This window comes from Deferrisoma palaeochoriense (genome assembly GCF_054656955.1).
Genome location: NZ_BAAHXI010000018.1, coordinates 19,883 through 35,562, shown reverse-complemented (window position 1 = coordinate 35,562; position 15,680 = coordinate 19,883). Strand labels below are relative to the sequence as shown.

The following is a 15,680-nucleotide window of genomic DNA, read 5'->3' as shown; positions in this document are numbered from 1 at the left end:
TCACGTCAGTGGGTCGCGAGCAGGCCGAGCCCCGCGGCCTACCGGAGCTTCCAACGGGGCGAGTGTACGGTGCCGAGCGTGGGCGGTAAAGAACAGGGGTCGACAGGGGCGCTTTTCGATCTAGATTGACGTTCTGCGGTGCCCAGGCCCTCAGGGGCCGGCTGCGGAAAGGGGCCGCGGAGGGCAACATGGTTCACCGGGCCGCGGTGCAGGGGGCGTTCGGGGGGGTGGAGAAGGCGCGGGCTCTGCGTACTGGGCTCGTGCTCGAGGGGGGGGCTATGCGCGCCGGGTTCGTGGCGGGGGTGCTGATGGCCTGGTTGGACCTGGGCCTTCCCCTGCCGGACCTGGCCACGGGGGTGTCGGCGAGCGCCGCCACGCTGGCCTACTTCGCGGCTGGCCAGCGCGAGGATATGGAAGCGGTGTGGCGGGGGGAGCTTTGCGATCCCGAGCTCGTTTGTTTCCAGAACCTGCCGGCTTGCGCCCTCACGGCCGACCCGGACCGGCCCGCCCTCGACGTGGGGCGCCTCGTGTTCGACGTGTTCGCGCAAAGGCACCCCTTGAACCAGTGGGCCGTTTCGGAGAACCCGATGGAATCCCGGTTCGCGGCGGCCCGGGTGGGGGAACGCCGGCTCCACCTGTTTCGCCCCGGGGAGGCGGACCTCTACGACATCCTCCACGCCTGCATGTGCGTGCCCGCCTGTTATCCCCGTACCGTGCGCATCGGCGGCGGCGAGTACCTGGACGCCGGGGTGGTGGATCCCCTTCCGGCTCGCACCGTGTGGCGGATGCTCGGCCACCCCGAGCGCCGGATCGTGGCGGTGCTGTCGCGGCCGGTGGGGTGGCGCGACGACATGCTGCCCTGGTACGAGAGGGTGGTGTTTTGGCGGTACTTCAAGGCCAACGGGTGGATGGTGCGGAGCCTTCGCCGGGCCGGGCTGAGGTACCGGGCCCAGGTGAACCGGCTGGAGGAACTCGCGCGGCTCGACCCACCCCGGGCCCTGGTGCTTCGGCCCCCCGGCCCCCCGCCGGTGCGCTTCGTGACGCTGAATCAGGAGCGCCTGAACCGCCTGATCGACGAGGGGTACCGGGAGGTGATCCGGCGGCGGGACGAGATCGAGCGGTTCCTCCAGGGTTCCCGCGTGGGCGGCGTTCGGGGGGTATCGTCCGAACCGATCCCGTCGGAATAATATATTGCATTTGATTTGCAATAGTGCTTCAATACCCGCATTGTCGAGATCTGTACCGAGGAGATGGCATGCGGCGAGACGAGGGAAGCGCGGCCGCCTGGCCCCAGGCCGGCATTCGAAAGATCGTGCTGGTGGGGAACCCCAACGTGGGCAAGAGCGCCCTTTTCAACCGGCTCACGGGCTCCTACGTGGTGGTGTCGAACTACCCCGGAACCACCGTGGAGGTGTCGAAGGGAAAGCTCCGACACGCGGGGGACGAGGTGGAGGTGGAGGACACCCCGGGGATGTACAGCCTGCTTCCCATCACCGAGGAGGAGCGGGTGGCCCGGGACATCCTGTTCCGGGGGGATGCGGACGCCGTGGTGCACGTGGTGGACGCGAAGAACCTGAAACGGATGCTCCCCATGACGCTCCAGTTGGTGGAGGCGGGCCTCCCGGTGGTCCTCGTGCTCAACATGATCGACGAGGCCGAGCGACTCGGGGTCCGGATCGACGTGGAGGCGTTGGAGCGAGCCCTGGGGGTGCCGGTGGTGGCCACCGCGGCGCTCACGGGACGGGGGGTCCGGGAGCTTCTCGATCGGTTGCCGGAGGCCGGGCGCTCTTCGGGCCGGCCGGAGATCTACTACGGGCCCGAGGTGGAGACCGCCCTCGCCGAGATCGAGCCCCTGGTGCCGGCCCGGGCGGGGCTGGGTCCGCGGGCGCTTGCCCTTCTTCTTCTCCAGGGCGACGAGAGACTTGAGGAGACCCTGCAACTATCGGCCGGCGACATCGAGCGCGTCGAGAGGGCCCGGCGCGAGGTGGAACGCCGGGCCGGGGCGCCGGCGAGTCTGCTTATTCCGCAGCGGCTCCACGAGGAGGCCGAGCGGCTCGCCGACGCCGTGTTTCGGGCTCCCGAGACCGGCGTGGTCACGTGGGGCGAGCGCCTGAGCCGGTGGATGATGCACCCGGTGGCCGGGCTTCCGATCCTGGCCGCGGTGCTCTACTTCGGGCTCTACAAGTTCGTCGGGGGGTTCGGGGCCGGCACGGTGGTGGATTTCCTGGAGGGCCACGTATTCGAAGCCTACGTGAACCCTTGGGTGAACGACGCCGTGACCCGCTGGGTGCCGTGGCCCTGGCTCCAGGAACTCATTGCCCTGGATTACGGGGTGATTACCCTAGGCCTGCGGTACGCCGTAGCGATCATCCTTCCGATCGTCGGGACCTTTTTCATCGCCTTTTCCGTGATCGAGGATTCCGGGTACCTGCCCCGGCTCGCCATGCTCGTGGACCGGGTGTTCAAGGCCATCGGCCTGAACGGCCGGGCGGTGATCCCCATGACCCTGGGGTTCGGCTGCGACACCATGGCCACCATGGTGACCCGGACCCTGGAAACCACGAGGGAGCGCATCATCGCCACCGTGCTCCTGGCCCTGGCCATCCCCTGCAGCGCCCAGCTCGGGGTGATCCTCGGCATGATGTCCACGGCGCCCCGGGCCATGGCCGTGTGGGCGGCCTTCGTGATCGGCGTGTTCCTCCTGGTGGGGTGGCTCTCGGCCCAGATCCTTCCGGGGGAGCCCCCGGTGTTCTATATGGAGATCCCACCCCTGCGCCTGCCCCGGCCCGGCGCCGTGGCCGTGAAGACCCTGACGCGCATGCAGTGGTATTTCGCCGAGATCCTGCCGCTGTTTCTCCTGGCCAGCGTGCTGATCTGGCTCGGAAAGCTCACCGGCCTGTTCGACGCGATCGTGGCGGGCCTTGGGGTCGTCATGGGCTGGATCGGGTTGCCCCAGGAGGCGGCCGTGGCGTTCCTGTTCGGGTTCTTCCGCCGGGACTACGGCGCCGCCGGCCTCTACGACCTCCAGTCCCAGGGCCTCCTCACCGGGAACCAACTGGCGGTGGCCGCGATCACCCTGACCCTGTTCGTGCCGTGCATCGCCCAGTTCTTGGTGATGCAGAAGGAGCGGGGCACCAAGACGGCCCTGGCCATCGCCGGGTTCGTGTTCGTGTTCGCCTTCGCCGTGGGCGCCGCGGTCAACGGGCTTCTCACGGCCCTGGAGATCCAGCTATGAAGTGCGGCTTCTGTGGAAAGGAGTTCTCGGAGGAGGCGGCCCGCAAGGAGTGCGGGGCGTGTTCGCTCTTCGGGGGGTGCAAGAACGTGAAATGCCCGTACTGCGGCTACGAGATGCCCCGGGAGGCCGGGTGGGTCCGGTGGCTTCGGGGCCGCGGCAAGGAGACGAGAAAATGAGCCCGGACGAGCGCACCGAGGAGGTGCTCGAAACCCTGTGGGAGCGGTTGGAGGAGGGGAAGACCGGCCAGGAGGAGCCGTCCCGGGAGGACCTGGCAGCCCTCGCGGCCGAGGGCCTCGTGCGGGGCGAGGGCGAGGGGCTCGCGTTTACGGAAAAAGGACGCGAGGAAGCCCGCCAGGTGATCCGGCGGCACCGCCTGGCCGAGAGGCTCATGAGCGACGTGGTGGACACCTCCCGGGCCGACATGGAGGCCGCGGCCTGCCAGATGGAGCATGCCCTGCGCCGGGGGGTGGAGGAGCGGGTGTGCGAGCTCCTGGGCCACCCGGAAACCTGCCCCCACGGCCGGCCGATCCCCCCCGGACCCTGCTGCGAGAAGGCCCGGGCCGAGGGGGAGCGGTACGTGGCGCCCCTGGCCCACCTGCGGCCCGGGGAGGAGGGGACCGTGGCCTACCTCAAGACCCAGGACTCCAAGAAGCTCCAGAAGCTCATGGCCATGGGGGTGCGCCCGGGGAGCCGCCTGAAGGTGGAGCAGGCCTTTCCGGCCTACGTGTTCACCGTGGGGTTCAGCCGGTTTGCGGTGGACGCGGAGATGGCCGGCCTGATCATGGTGCGGCGGGAACCCGGGGCGCCGGGGCCGCGGCGGCGCCGGCGGTGGGGGTTTCGGTTCGGGGCATGAGGTGGAGGGACGCGCCGGTAGGCCGCGTCGCGGCTTGCCCCCTCCCCCCGTCCCCCTCCCCCCAGGGGAGGGGGGCACGGTGAGGGGGGGGCGGACCGAATCGCCGGAGAGAAAAGGGATGTCGCGGGTCGGTAGCCGCTGCCCCGGGTGGGACAGCCGATTATGCTGGAATCGCGAAGGATTTTTGCGTCCTAGCCTCCCAGCTTCCTAACAGGAAGTTGCTTGGTACCCCTTAGCCTCCTCCGAATAGCAAGGGCACGAGGGTCGCAAGGCCGAACGCGAGGAACAGGAGGCCGGCTGCGGTGTGAAGCCGACGGGAGGACACCCATCGGGCGAGCCGCGCCCCCACGGTGAGCCCCAGGCCGCTCGCGGCCCAGAGGGCCAGGCACGACCCAGCGAACACCGCGACCGGCGCCTGCCACCGGGCCGCGAGCCCGGCCGTGGCGAGCTGGGTCTTGTCGCCCAGTTCGGCGAGGAAGATCAAGAGAAACGCCGTGGTGAACGGCCCCAGGGATCCCGCCCTGGGGCCGTTTTCCGCTTCGGGGGCATCGCGGCGCACGAGGGAGTGGACGCCGAAGGCGAGAAAGAGCACCCCTGCCGCCGCCTGGACCCAGACCCGGGGCAGGGCGGCCGAGGCGAGTTCTCCGGCGGCCACGGCCGCCGCGCTCAGCACGGCGAAGGCCGCGAACACCCCGGCCACCACGGGCCTCCAGCGGTACCGGGCCGCCAGGGCCAGGGTGGCGAGTTGGGTCTTATCGCCCAGCTCGGCCAGGAACACGAGGCCGAAGGTGGAGAGAAACGCAGATTCCTGCACCGGCGCCGCTCCGGCTCGGGGGACACGAAGGGGCTGAAGTTAAAAGGGGAGGGCCGGGGAAGCAAGGGCGGAGCGGCTGGCCCGACGCCCGCGGCCCCTCGGCGGTGCCACGGCCGCCGAGCCAAGGGGTTGGTGCATGCGGTGGCGCTCGAATCGCGAAGGTTTTTAGCTGCCGAGCTGCCAGGCCGCCTCGCCGCCGAGCCTTCTCACCCCTCCCAGGGGCCCGGGAGTACTTCGGACGGATCCGGGAAGCTCCGGCCGCCGAGGCCCCGGCAGCAGAGGCTGGCCACCCGCACGGCCCAGGGGATGGCGCGCTCGAGGTCCGCCCCCCTGGCGAGGGCGAGGGCCAGGGCCCCGTGGAAGGCGTCGCCGGCGCCGGTGGAGTCCCGGACCGCGACCGCGGGCGCCGGGAACCGGCGGACCCGGCCCCCAAGCCAGGCGATCGCCCCCCGGGCGCCCTGGGTGGCGAGGCAGGTACCCTGGGCCGAGCGGGCCAGGCGTTCCAGGGCCTCGGCGGGCGGGAGGCCGGGATACGCCTCCGCCAGGAACGAGCCGCCGGCGGCCAGGACGTCCACGAGGCCCCACGTCTGCTCCCATCCCGGCCGGGCGTGCTCGGCGTCGGCCACCACCAGGGTGCCTGCGGCCCGGGCGGCCGCGACGAGGGACGGAAGAAGCGGCTCGGCCTGGGGGTCGGCCAGCACCACCCGGGTCGAGGCGATGGCCTCGGGGGGCACGTCGCCGGACCGGAGGCGTTCGGGCGAGGGCTCGTACAGGATGGTGCGGGTCCCCGAGGAACGCGACGCCATGCAGTAGGCCACCGGGGTCGTGCCCCGGGGCGGGGGGCAGGGGGAGAGGTCCACCCGGAACGCGGCCATGCGCTCCCGGGCGAATCGGCCGGGTTCGTCGTCGCCCAGCACCCCGAGGAACGCCACGCGGCCTCCCAGGTGGGCCGCGAGACAGGCGGCCGTCGAAGCCTGCCCGCCCCCTTCCACCAGGCGGTCGCGCAGGGGGATCTTCGTGTCCTCGGCCGGGTAGGCGTCGACCTTCAGGATCTCGTCCACGCAGGCCCGGCCGATGCACAGGACGTCGAAGCGCGGCACCGGATCGTTCAGACGGGCACCTTTTCCCAGACCGGGCCCCGGACCTTGACGGCGTGGGGGCCGGTCCAGGTGAGCCGCCACTCCATCTCGCAACCGGGGCACCGGGCCACCTTCTGGCCGGGTTCCGGAAAGAACCGGGTGAAGCAGTTGAGGCACCGGATCTGGGCCTTTCGCTTCTCGGTCTCGGCGGTGCTCATGGGGTCCTCCTCCAAGGGTCTAGGGGCACGCCAACGCGGCGGAGCCACAGGGTCCAGGGGGTGGGGCGGGCCGGAAGGCGCTCCGGCGCCACCCGGCGGAGAACCGCGGCGGTGAGCTCCCCGATGCGCGCGGTGTTCCCGAGGGCCTGGGCGCCAACGACCCGGCCCTCCTGGATCACGAGCGTGACCTCCCCGTCGGGGGTCTTCCGGTGCACCAGGTCGGCCGATCCGTCCCGGTGCTCGGCGGCCGGGGTGCCGATCGAGGCGGCGGCCACGTGGCCGGCGTGCACGGTGGACACGCCCAGGCTTCCGGGGTACCGGGCCGGCGATCCGGCGGCCCCGAGCCCCGCGACCCGGCCCTGGCGCCGGGCGTTGTGCCAGAGCATGAACACCCCCCTCCGCCCCGTCAACCGGTTCACGGTCTCGGCGCAGTCGCCGCATGCGTAGACCCCCGGCAGGTTCGTGGCCATGGACTCGTCCGTGGCAATGCCCCCGGAGGGACCCAGGGCCACGCCGCCGGCCGCGGCCAGCTCCACCTGGGGGGCCTGGCCGGCGCCGAACACGACGAGGTCGGCCGGATACTCCGCCCGGGAGGTCCGGAGCCCGTCGGCCCGGGCGGCACCCAGCACCTCCACCGGGCTTTCGCCGAGGACCAGCCGGATCCCGATCCCCTCCAGGGCGTCGGCGAGCCGTGCCGCGATGGGCTCGTCGAAGAGCCGGGGGAGCACCCGGCCCCGGCGGCCCACCAGGGTGACGTCCCACCCCCGCTCCCGGAGGGCCCAGGCCGCCTCCACCCCCACGAGCCCCGTGCCCACCACCACGGCCCGGCCCGGGGGAGGGGCCCGCAGCGCGTCCGCATCGGCCAGGGTGCGAAGGGAGAGCACGCCGGGGAGCCCGACGCCGGGAAGGTCGGGGAAGGTGGCCCGGCTTCCCGTGGCCCAGACCAGGCGGTCGTAGGGGTGGCGGCCGCCGTCGGTCAGGAGCTCTCGGCGCCCGGGGTCCCACTGCCGCACCGGTTCCTCGAGCCGCAGCTCGATGCCGGCCTCCCGGTAGGCGTCGGCCGGCCGCAGATGGGTGCGCTCCCGGGGGATCTCCCCGGCCACGTAGTCCGCCAGAACGCAGGGGCTCACCAGGGGCAGCGGGTCGGCCGTGAACACGACGATGCGGGCCGATGGGTCGGCCCGCCGGGCGGCGAAGGCCGCCTCGTCGCCCGCCACCCCGCAGCCCACGATCGCGATGGTGGGCCCGCTCATCCGCCCGCCATCATGAACAGGAAGGTGATCTCGTCGCCCGGCCGGAGGGGGGTGTCGGGCCGGTCGCGGGGGAGCCACTCGTCGCCGTTCCGGATCACCTGGACGGTGTCCTGGACGTGGCCCTCGGGGGTCACGAGCCGCTCGGCCACGGGAACGCCGCGCTCCCTGAGCGCTTCCAGGAGGGCGCCCAGGGTCGGGGGGTCGGGCTCGATGCGGAACTCCGTGGTGCCCGCGGCCCGCCGGATCTCGGGGAACCCGTGGAAGGTCACGGTGACGGCCATGGGTGCTTCCCCTCGAGGGGGTGGATCTGCCGCAGCCGGGCCGCGGCCTCCCGCCGCCGCTCGGCCACGACCCGATCGGGCTCCTCGTAGCGAAGGGCCCCGGTCTCGCAGAACTTCACGCAGGTGGGGTCCCCGTGGCACAGGTCGCACCGGAGGGTTTTCGCGCGTTCCTCGTGGAACCCCAGGGCCCCGAAGGGGCAGGCCGACACGCAGGCCCGGCACCCGATGCACAGGTCGTGGTCGGTCTTCACCCGGCCGAGCTCCTCGTCGCGGCCGATCGCGTTCACCGGGCACACGGCCGCGCAGGGGGCGTCCTCGCACTGGTGGCACACCATCGGCAGATAGACGCCCCGTTCCTCCCACTTCACCACCTGGATCCGGGCCCGGGCCGGGTCGGCCGCCTTTTCGTGACGCACGGAGCACACGAGTTCGCACATCCGGCAGCCGGTGCACCGGCGTTCGTCCACCGCGAGGATCTTCATGGCGATCGTCTCCTTGGCCTTCACACGAGCCGGGAGGGTTCGGCGGCCAGCCCCAGCCGTTCGAGGGCCTCGGGGGTGGGGCGGCCGTCCCGGTCCCAGCCGTGGATGTCGTAGTACTCGTCGAGCATCTGTTCGAACTTCTCCCGGTCGATGACCTTCCCCCGCACGGCCGGGAGGCCCGCCGGGGTGGGCTCGGTGTAGTACCGCTCGGGCAGCCGGTCGTCGGCCCGGCCGATCCCCCCCTCACGGATGTCGAAGAGCCGCTCCAGGGTGGTCACCCGCTCCCCGATCTCCATGAGCTCCTCCGGGGTGAACTCGAGCCCCGTTACGAGCCGTAGGGCCCGGGCGTACTCCTCGGCCTTGGGCATGTGGGGCGACAGGAACACCGACTGGAATTTGCACACGCCCAGGGAGTCCACCAGGGCGTAGAGCCGCTCCTGCCACACCACCATCCAGGGCTTGCCCTCGTAATCCCGGTAGTCCGAGGTGAGTCCCGGCCGGCCGTAGATCTCCTCCAGCACCTTCGGGGGCAGGTGGTAGAGGTCGATGGCCGGGCGGCTGCGCAGGTGGTCGGCGCCCCGGGTGGAGGTGGCGATGTTGAGCGCGAGCGACGGCGTGGGCCGCTCGTCGGACTGGAGGTTGCTCATGCCCTTCACGTGGATGTTGTAGTACGCGGTCTCGGGGCCGAGCCGCTCGATGGCCCCCAGGGGCCCCTCGGCCAGGACGTCCCCGAGACCCCGACGGTGGGCGATGTCGTCCACCAGCTGGAGCACGGCGTCGATGTTGCCCCACCGCAGATCGAGATCGCCCACCAGGTCCTTCGGCAGAAGCCCCTTTTCGTGGAGCTCCATGGCCCAGGCGATCATGCTCCCCACCTCCAGGGTGTCGAGCCCGTAGCGGTTCACGAGCTGGTTGCCCTCGAGGATCCCGAGCATCCGGTTCGCGCCCACCTCGGTGCCGAAGGCCCCCTGGCTCGTGTACTCGGGCCCCTCGCCGTACTGGCCCTTGAACCGGCCCTGGGGCAGCACGTACTTGTGCCGGCAGTGCACCGTGCACCCGTAGCAGGCGGCCATGCCCACGGTGTAGGGCTCCATGGCCTCGGCCTCGATGTCCTCGGAAAAGGGCATCTGGTTCGACTGGAAATTCCGGGTGCGGATGAGCCCGGTGGAGTTCGTGACGTCGAAGATGAACAGCGTGCCGTACTTGCCGATGATCTCGGTGTACTTGGCCGAGTGGATGTAGTCCACCAGTTCCTTGAGGTACGCCAACGCGCCTTCGGCATCGGCGAGCCGGATCGGCAGGGTGCCCCGGACCGCAACGGCCTTGAGGTTCTTCGACCCCATCACCGCGCCCATGCCGGTGCGGCCGGCCGCGTTCTTGATGCCGGTGATCACGCAGGCGTACCGGACCCGGTTTTCGCCGGCCGGGCCGATGCAGGCGATCTTCACGTCGGGGTCACCCAGTTCTTCCCGAAGCCGGGTCTGGGTGTCCACCGTGTTGAGGCCCCACAGGTGCTCGGCGCTGCGGATCTCCACCGACCCGTTGTGGACCCAGAGGTACACCGGGGAGGCGGCCCGGCCCTTAACCACGATGTGGTCGAACCCGGCGTAGCGTAGTTCCGGAGAGAAAAACCCGCCCATGTTCGAGCTGCCGAGGATCCCGGTGAGGGGGGACTTGGCGCTGATCTGGGCCCGGGATCCGGCGGGGGCGGGGGTGCCGCTCAGAAGCCCCGCGCTGAACACGAGCACGTTGCCCGGTCCGAGGGGATCCGTGCCCGGCTCCACGTGATTGTAGAGGAGGTAGGCGTCCATCCCCCGTCCGCCCAGGAACTTCCGGCGAAGCTCCAAGGGGATGTCCCGGGTCTCCACCGTGCCGGCCGTGAGATCCACGTAGGCGATCTTGCGGTTCAGTGCCATGGCTCTCTCCATGTTCATGGAACAGAACTTACGGGCCCTAGGCTGCCAGCTTGCTTTCCCGTTGTCAAGGGAGATTTCACAAAAATTTCTTGCAGCGGGTGGCGGAGAGAGGTAGAAAGGGTTCATCTGAGTGAACAGACGTCCTTCGAGGAGGGACCCATGGCCGAATCCTCCGGGTACCGACCGCCCGCCGTGGTGCGGGCGATGGACGTGGTGGAGATCCTGTCCCAGGGCCGGCCCCAGCGGCTGAGCGAGCTGGCGCGAGTGATGGGGGTGGGGAAGAGCACGCTACTGGGTATCCTCAACGCCCTGGAGGAGCGGGGATGGGTGGAGCGCAGGGGCCGGCTGTACGTGTTGGGGCCGGAACTCCTGCGGGTGGCCCGCCGGGCCTACGGGCTCTGGAACGTGGCCGAGGTGGCCCGTCCGTTCCTGGAGCGCATCGCGGCCGACCTCGGGGTGACGGCCCTGGTGGGGGTGCCGGCCGGCGACCGGGTCCGGATCGAGGACTGCGTGCCGGGGGGGCACGGCATGCAGGTGCAGGCCCGTCCGGGCGAGGCGGTGCCGTTTTTCGCCCCGGCCACGGCCAAGGCGCTCCTGGCCGCCTTGGCCCCGGAGAGGGGCCGGGCCCTCCTGGGCCGGAAAACGCTTCCCCGGTTCACCGACCGGTCGAAAACCACCCCGGAGGCGTTCTGGGCCGAGGTGGAGGAGGCCCGGGAACGGGGGTACGCCGAGGACAACGGCGAGTATCTGGAGGGGGTGCGGGCCGTGGCGGCCGCGGTGCGGGTGGGGGGCGATCCGGTGGCGCTCGTGTGGGCCGTGGGGTTCGGGGCCGGGCTCACCGAGGCCGGCTGGCAGGCCGCGGGTCGAAGGGTGCGGGAGGCCGCCGACGCGATCGCCCGAATCCTCGCCCGGGAGAACGGCGCCGGGGGAGGCGCGCAAGGGGGGCCGGCGGCGGGGTCAGGCTCACCGGGCGCGTAGGCCCCCGGCCATCTCAGAACCCACCGGGAACCGGTTACTATTGCTCCGGCGGCTAAAGAGGCACGGTCAGGGGCATGGGGGCTGCTGGAGCGCCCGGCCGGAACCAGTCCCCCACCCGCCCCCAGGCAATACTTTTGAAGGTATTGGTAACTATCCCCGCCCCTCAGGTTCCCCACGACGCGTACTCCCGGATGTCGGAGTAGGCCACGACCCGGTTCCGGCCGGTCTCCTTGGCGGCGTAGAGGGCTTGGTCGGCTCGGGAGATCAGGGCGTCGGGGGTGTCGTCGCCCTCCTGGGCCACCCCGAGCCCGAGGCTCGCCGTCACCCGCAGGGTGCGGCCCTCCCACGGGATGGCCTCGGCCTCCAGGGCTTTGCGGATCCGCTCCGCCAGGGCCCGGGCCCCCGTTTCGTCGGTGTTGGGCAGCAGGATCGCGAACTCCTCCCCGCCGTACCGGGCCACGTGGTCGGTCTCCCGGGCCAGGGAGCGCAGGGTTCCGGCCACGGCCCGGAGCACCTGGTCGCCGGCCGGGTGGCCGTGGCGATCGTTCACCCGCTTGAAATGGTCCACATCGGCGAGCAGGAGGGCCAGGGGGCTCGGGTACCGCCGGGCCCGGGAGAGTTCCGCCGTGAGCCGGTCGAGGAACGCCCGGCGGTTCCACAGGCCGGTGAGGGGGTCACGGGTGGCCATCTCCCGCAGCTGCTCCAGGCTCCGCAGCTGCAGGAGGGCCTGGCCGGCGAGCTGGGCCAACACGTCGGCGAACTCCACGGCGGAGCGGTCGAAGGCCTTGGGCTGGCGGTGCCCCAGGCACAGCACCCCCACCGGCTCCCCGTGGGCCTGCATGGGGTACATGAGCAGGCTCGGGAACTCGGGCACGCGGATGCCCGGGCCGAAAAGGGGCCGGCGGGTGTTGCCGCGGCCCTCGGCGTAGTGGAGATAGTTGCGGCTTGCGAGCACCCAGCCGGCGAGCCCGTCGTCCGGCCCGAACTCCTGGCCGCGCAGGTCGGCCCAGGGCTCGAGCACGGCCTCGAACCGAAGCCGGCGGTCGGTTCCCACGATGGCCACGGCGGCGAACGGAGGGCCGAGGCGCTGGGAGAGGGTGGTGAGGAGGAGGTCGAGCACCTCCCCTTGGGACTCGAACTCGGACACCCGCCGGGAAAACTCGTGGAGATGCTGGAAATCCCGGGCCTCCCGCTTCACGGTCTCGAAGGCGCGGATCTGCTCGAGGAACTCCCCCACCAGGTGGGCGGCCACCTCGAGGGCCGTGACCTGGGCCTCCCCGAAGGCCTGGGGGCCAAGGCCGTCGACGGCCAGGACTCCCTGGACCCCCTCGGGGCCCTGGAGGGGCACCCCGGCGAACGAGCGCACGGAGACCCGGGAGGCGTAGTACCCGAGCCGGGCGGCGGGGTCCCGGAGGTCCCCGATCACCAGGGGTTTCGCGTTTCGCACGATCCAGTGGAACGCGGTGGCGTCCAGCCGGATCTGGGCGTCCTCCCGGATGCCCCCGTGGTTGTCGGACACGAGCTCCCGGATGTAGAGGGTGCCGTCGCCGCTCCGGAGCACCAGTAGGGCGGTGTGGGCCCGCACCCGCTCCTTGAGGGCCGAGAGGAACCGGAACAGGGTCTCGTCGATCCGCACGAGGCCCCCGCGGCCGCCGAGCTCGACGGGGGCCCGGGCCCCGAGGGTGGCCGCGTCGCGTTGGAGCTTCTCGAAGGCGACCCGAAGCTTCTCCCGGCGGCGGCGTTCGGCCCAGGCGACGATGCCGGCCGCGGCGGCCAGGATCTCGAGGCCGGCGAGGGTGGGCACGAACGCGTGGGGCCGCAGCCCCGCCGCCACCGCCGGGAGGGCCAGGAGCCCGGCCGGGGGCAGCCACGGCGCCAGGGCCACCACGGCCGCCCCGAAAACGGCCAGCGGCCAGGGGGCCGGAACCCCCAGAACCTCGAGCACGGTTTCGAGGGCCAGCACGGTCAGCACGCCCACCTCGACCCGGTCCAGGTCCCCGGGTTCGGGCGTGGCGGTGGACCGGTGGAGGCGCCAGACGTAGTGGGCGGTGAACCCGGCGAGGAACACGAGCGCCGCCGGCCGCAGGCCGGCGGCCGGCGAGAAGAGACCCGCCAGGAGCGCGGCCGCGTACGCGGCCGGGACCAGGGTCCGCAGCGCCAGCCCCCAGGGTCGACCCCCCGGGCGGCGGGTCCGGGCGCCTTCAGCGGCGGGCATCGTCCGTTTCCGGCAGGAGGAACAGGGTTTCCCCCTCGCGTACCATGCCCAGGTCCTCTCGCGCCCGGCGTTCGATGGCGCGGGGGTCTCCGGACCGAAGCGCTCGGATCTCCCGCACGAGATCCTTCTCCCGGGCCTTCATGGCCAGGACATCCTGCTCGAGCCCCCGCTTCTCCCGGTCGAGCCGGCGCACCTCCGGGACCGCGTCCAGGAGCGCCGTGGCAAAGAAGCCCACCGCCCCGGCGAGGAACAGGGCGCAGATCACTTTGTCCCTTCTCGACATGGCCTCACGCTCCCAAGGGTCACTCGAGTTCGAACCGCACGGTCACGATGCCCCACTGCTCCACGTTGCGCCCGGCCGGAAGCGGGTTGAACCGGAGGCGGGCCACGTACTGCTGGGCGATCCGGTCCAGATCCGGCGCACCCCGCTGGATCACCAGGGTCTGGGTCACGTCCCCCCGCGGCGAGACCCAGAACTTGACCCGTACCGTGACGGGCTGGACCACGGGGACGGCCGGCACGGGCGGGGCCTCGAGGAGGCGGCGGCTGACCCCCTCCTGCCACTCGATGTCCAAGGGCTCCAGGGGCGCCGGAGGTTCCGGCTGCTCCCGGGCCTCCAGCCGGGCCAGGAGGTTCTCCACCCGGGTCCGGGGTGCCTCCTCGGGGGCGGCCACGGCCGGCACCGAGGAGGGCAGTTGGGGCATCGGCTCCGGAACCGGGGGAAGCGGGGGTGGGGCCACCCAGGGCACCTCGTCGGGCTCGGCCGGGGCCGGGGCCCTTCGGGCCGGTGGCCGGATCGGAGGGGGCGGGGCGATCCGCGGCGGGGCGGCGAGCTCCGGGAACAGCGCCTGCCCCAGGATCCTCTCGGCCTCCGCGGCTTCGAGGGGCTCGGGGGGCGCCTCGGTGTCCGGCGGCGGCTCCGGCGGCTCGGGCCGGAGCGGTTCGGCCGCGGGGCGCAGGAGCTCCACCTCCACCGGGCCGCGGTCCCGCACCGGAATCTGCCACCGGAAACCCGGGGTGAGGACCAGGAGGGCCCCGTGAACGGCCAGGCTCGCGGCCAGCGCGAGGGTCAGGGGGCTCTGCCGGGTCACCGCCTCACCGCTTCGGCCGGGTCGCGATGGCCAGCCGGTGGAGGCCCGCGCTCTTGGCCCGGTCCATGACGTCCACGACGTGCAGGTGGCGGGTGGCCTCGTCGGCCTCGATGATCACCAGGGTGTCGGGGTTGGCCCGGGCCACCTCGGCGAACCGGGCGTCCAGGTCCTCGGGACTCGCCCGCCGGTCGCCCAGGTACAAGGTTCCCTCGGCGTCGATCTTGACCCGGAGGTCCTTCACCTCCTGACGGACCGGCTCGGAGCGGGCCCTGGGCAGGTCGATCCGGATGCCGGGAGACACGACAAAGGTGGTGGAAAGCATGAAAAAGATGAGGAGCAGGAAGACCACGTCCACCAGGGGGGTGATCTCGAGCCCCACGAGCTCCCTTCGCTTTTTGCGAAACTCCATGGCCTAGCCCCCGGCCGCCTTGGCGGCCGAGACCGGTCGGCGGTCGGGCCGCTTCACGAGATCCACGAAATGGATCGCGTGCTGCTCGAGCTCGAGCACGATCCGGTCCACCTTGCCCAGGAAATACCGGTACGCCACGAAGGCCGGGATGGCCACGGTGAGGCCCGCCGCGGTGGTGATAAGGGCCTCGCTGATGCCCCCGGCAAGGCTCGCCGGGTTCCCCACCCCCTCGACGCTGATCACGGTGAAGGCCTTGATCATGCCGCTCACTGTGCCCAGGAGCCCCAAAAGGGGGGCCACGTTGGCCACCGTGCCGAGCACGCCGACGTAGCGCTCGAGGTGGGCGGCCTCCCGCCGGCCGACCTCCTGGACCGCCTCTTTCACGACCTCCCGCTCAAGGCCGGCGTTCTTGAGGGCGGCCGCCAGGATGCGGGCCAGGGGGCTGCGGCTCCGGCGGCAGACCGCCAGGGCCTCTTCCACCTGTCCCCGCCGGTAGAGGTCCTCGACCCGCCGCAGCAGATCCCGGGGAATGTTCCGGCCGGCCCGGAGCATCCAGGCCCGCTCCAGGAACACGGCGAGCCCGATCACCGAGCACGCCGCGATCGGGATCATGAGGATGCCGCCTTTCATCAGGTATTCGTACATCGATCTCCTCCGAAGGAAGATCAGGGGTGGGCGGAGGATGATGAAACGCCGGGGCGCTGGAAACCTGGAAGACCCAAAACCTCTCGGGATTCCATCTCTCTAGCCGCCGGACCCCACCGGTGGTGGGGATGGGGGCTCGTGGGGAGCCGGGTGCCGGAAAAGGGGCAGGCCGCCCGGCCATGCCTTCACCGGTCCTGCCTTGGTGCCCCCG

Annotated in this window: 17 protein-coding genes; 5 read left to right on the top strand and 12 right to left on the bottom strand. The window is 71.7% G+C overall.

Annotated elements, in window-relative coordinates:
* Positions 1-188: 188 nt before the first annotated feature.
* The 4 genes from ACYQ8L_RS07005 (at position 189) to ACYQ8L_RS06990 (ending at position 4,088) form a co-directional block, all read left to right on the top strand.
* Entirely contained in the window at positions 189-1,187 is a 999-nt protein-coding gene (locus ACYQ8L_RS07005) for a patatin-like phospholipase family protein (protein WP_459941069.1), read from the top strand.
* Between the two features lie 68 nt (positions 1,188-1,255).
* A complete protein-coding gene (feoB, locus tag ACYQ8L_RS07000; protein WP_459941068.1) occupies positions 1,256-3,235 on the top strand; it encodes a ferrous iron transport protein B in 1,980 nt (659 codons plus the stop codon).
* Complete coding sequence (locus ACYQ8L_RS06995; RefSeq protein ID WP_459941067.1) at positions 3,232-3,411, top strand: hypothetical protein; 180 nt, start codon at positions 3,232-3,234, stop codon at positions 3,409-3,411. Before feoB ends, ACYQ8L_RS06995 begins: the two co-directional genes overlap by 4 nt.
* Entirely contained in the window at positions 3,408-4,088 is a 681-nt protein-coding gene (locus ACYQ8L_RS06990) for a metal-dependent transcriptional regulator (RefSeq protein ID WP_459941066.1), read from the top strand. The genes ACYQ8L_RS06995 and ACYQ8L_RS06990 overlap by 4 nt, the downstream gene beginning before the upstream one ends.
* Positions 4,089-4,320: 232 nt before the next feature.
* Here ACYQ8L_RS06990 and ACYQ8L_RS06985 read toward each other — a convergent pair whose 3' ends face one another.
* From ACYQ8L_RS06985 to ACYQ8L_RS06955, 7 genes are all read right to left on the bottom strand, one after another.
* Positions 4,321-4,902 (bottom strand): TMEM165/GDT1 family protein, encoded by a 582-nt coding sequence (locus ACYQ8L_RS06985; protein WP_459941065.1) that lies wholly within the window; start codon positions 4,900-4,902, stop codon positions 4,321-4,323.
* 206 nt (positions 4,903-5,108) lie between these two features.
* A complete protein-coding gene (locus tag ACYQ8L_RS06980) occupies positions 5,109-6,002 on the bottom strand; it encodes a carbohydrate kinase family protein (protein WP_459941064.1) in 894 nt (297 codons plus the stop codon).
* An 8-nt stretch (positions 6,003-6,010) separates the two neighbouring features.
* The gene (locus tag ACYQ8L_RS06975; protein WP_459941063.1) at positions 6,011-6,199 is read right to left on the bottom strand and encodes a hypothetical protein; all 189 of its coding nucleotides are present in this window, start codon (positions 6,197-6,199) and stop codon (positions 6,011-6,013) included.
* Positions 6,196-7,452: an NAD(P)/FAD-dependent oxidoreductase gene (locus ACYQ8L_RS06970; protein ID WP_459941062.1), complete on the bottom strand. Its 1,257-nt coding sequence runs from the start codon at positions 7,450-7,452 to the stop codon at positions 6,196-6,198. Before ACYQ8L_RS06970 ends, ACYQ8L_RS06975 begins: the two co-directional genes overlap by 4 nt.
* Positions 7,449-7,733 (bottom strand): MoaD/ThiS family protein, encoded by a 285-nt coding sequence (locus ACYQ8L_RS06965; RefSeq protein WP_459941061.1) that lies wholly within the window; start codon positions 7,731-7,733, stop codon positions 7,449-7,451. The genes ACYQ8L_RS06970 and ACYQ8L_RS06965 overlap by 4 nt, the downstream gene beginning before the upstream one ends.
* Positions 7,718-8,215, bottom strand: a complete 498-nt coding sequence (locus ACYQ8L_RS06960; protein WP_459941060.1) for a 4Fe-4S dicluster domain-containing protein — start codon at positions 8,213-8,215, stop codon at positions 7,718-7,720. Before ACYQ8L_RS06960 ends, ACYQ8L_RS06965 begins: the two co-directional genes overlap by 16 nt.
* Positions 8,216-8,235: 20 nt before the next feature.
* The gene (locus ACYQ8L_RS06955) at positions 8,236-10,131 is read right to left on the bottom strand and encodes an aldehyde ferredoxin oxidoreductase family protein (protein ID WP_459941059.1); all 1,896 of its coding nucleotides are present in this window, start codon (positions 10,129-10,131) and stop codon (positions 8,236-8,238) included.
* 159 nt (positions 10,132-10,290) lie between these two features.
* Here ACYQ8L_RS06955 and ACYQ8L_RS06950 point away from each other — a divergent pair, with 159 nt between their 5' ends.
* The gene (locus ACYQ8L_RS06950) at positions 10,291-11,109 is read left to right on the top strand and encodes an IclR family transcriptional regulator (RefSeq protein ID WP_459941058.1); all 819 of its coding nucleotides are present in this window, start codon (positions 10,291-10,293) and stop codon (positions 11,107-11,109) included.
* A gap of 163 nt (positions 11,110-11,272) precedes the next feature.
* Here the strand turns inward: ACYQ8L_RS06950 and ACYQ8L_RS06945 are convergent, their stop codons facing one another.
* The 5 genes from ACYQ8L_RS06945 to ACYQ8L_RS06925 are packed head-to-tail and all read right to left on the bottom strand — an operon-like array spanning position 11,273 to position 15,469.
* A complete protein-coding gene (locus tag ACYQ8L_RS06945; RefSeq protein WP_459941057.1) occupies positions 11,273-13,324 on the bottom strand; it encodes a sensor domain-containing diguanylate cyclase in 2,052 nt (683 codons plus the stop codon).
* Positions 13,311-13,607 carry an FtsB family cell division protein gene (locus tag ACYQ8L_RS06940; protein ID WP_459941056.1) on the bottom strand — a complete coding sequence of 99 codons (297 nt, stop codon included), beginning with the start codon at positions 13,605-13,607 and terminating at the stop codon, positions 13,311-13,313. The genes ACYQ8L_RS06945 and ACYQ8L_RS06940 overlap by 14 nt, the downstream gene beginning before the upstream one ends.
* A gap of 19 nt (positions 13,608-13,626) precedes the next feature.
* The gene (locus tag ACYQ8L_RS06935) at positions 13,627-14,415 is read right to left on the bottom strand and encodes a TonB family protein (protein ID WP_459941055.1); all 789 of its coding nucleotides are present in this window, start codon (positions 14,413-14,415) and stop codon (positions 13,627-13,629) included.
* A gap of 4 nt (positions 14,416-14,419) precedes the next feature.
* The gene (locus ACYQ8L_RS06930; protein ID WP_459941054.1) at positions 14,420-14,824 is read right to left on the bottom strand and encodes an ExbD/TolR family protein; all 405 of its coding nucleotides are present in this window, start codon (positions 14,822-14,824) and stop codon (positions 14,420-14,422) included.
* Positions 14,825-14,827: 3 nt separating this feature from the next.
* A complete protein-coding gene (locus ACYQ8L_RS06925; RefSeq protein ID WP_459941053.1) occupies positions 14,828-15,469 on the bottom strand; it encodes a MotA/TolQ/ExbB proton channel family protein in 642 nt (213 codons plus the stop codon).
* Between the last annotated feature and the right edge of the window lie 211 nt (positions 15,470-15,680).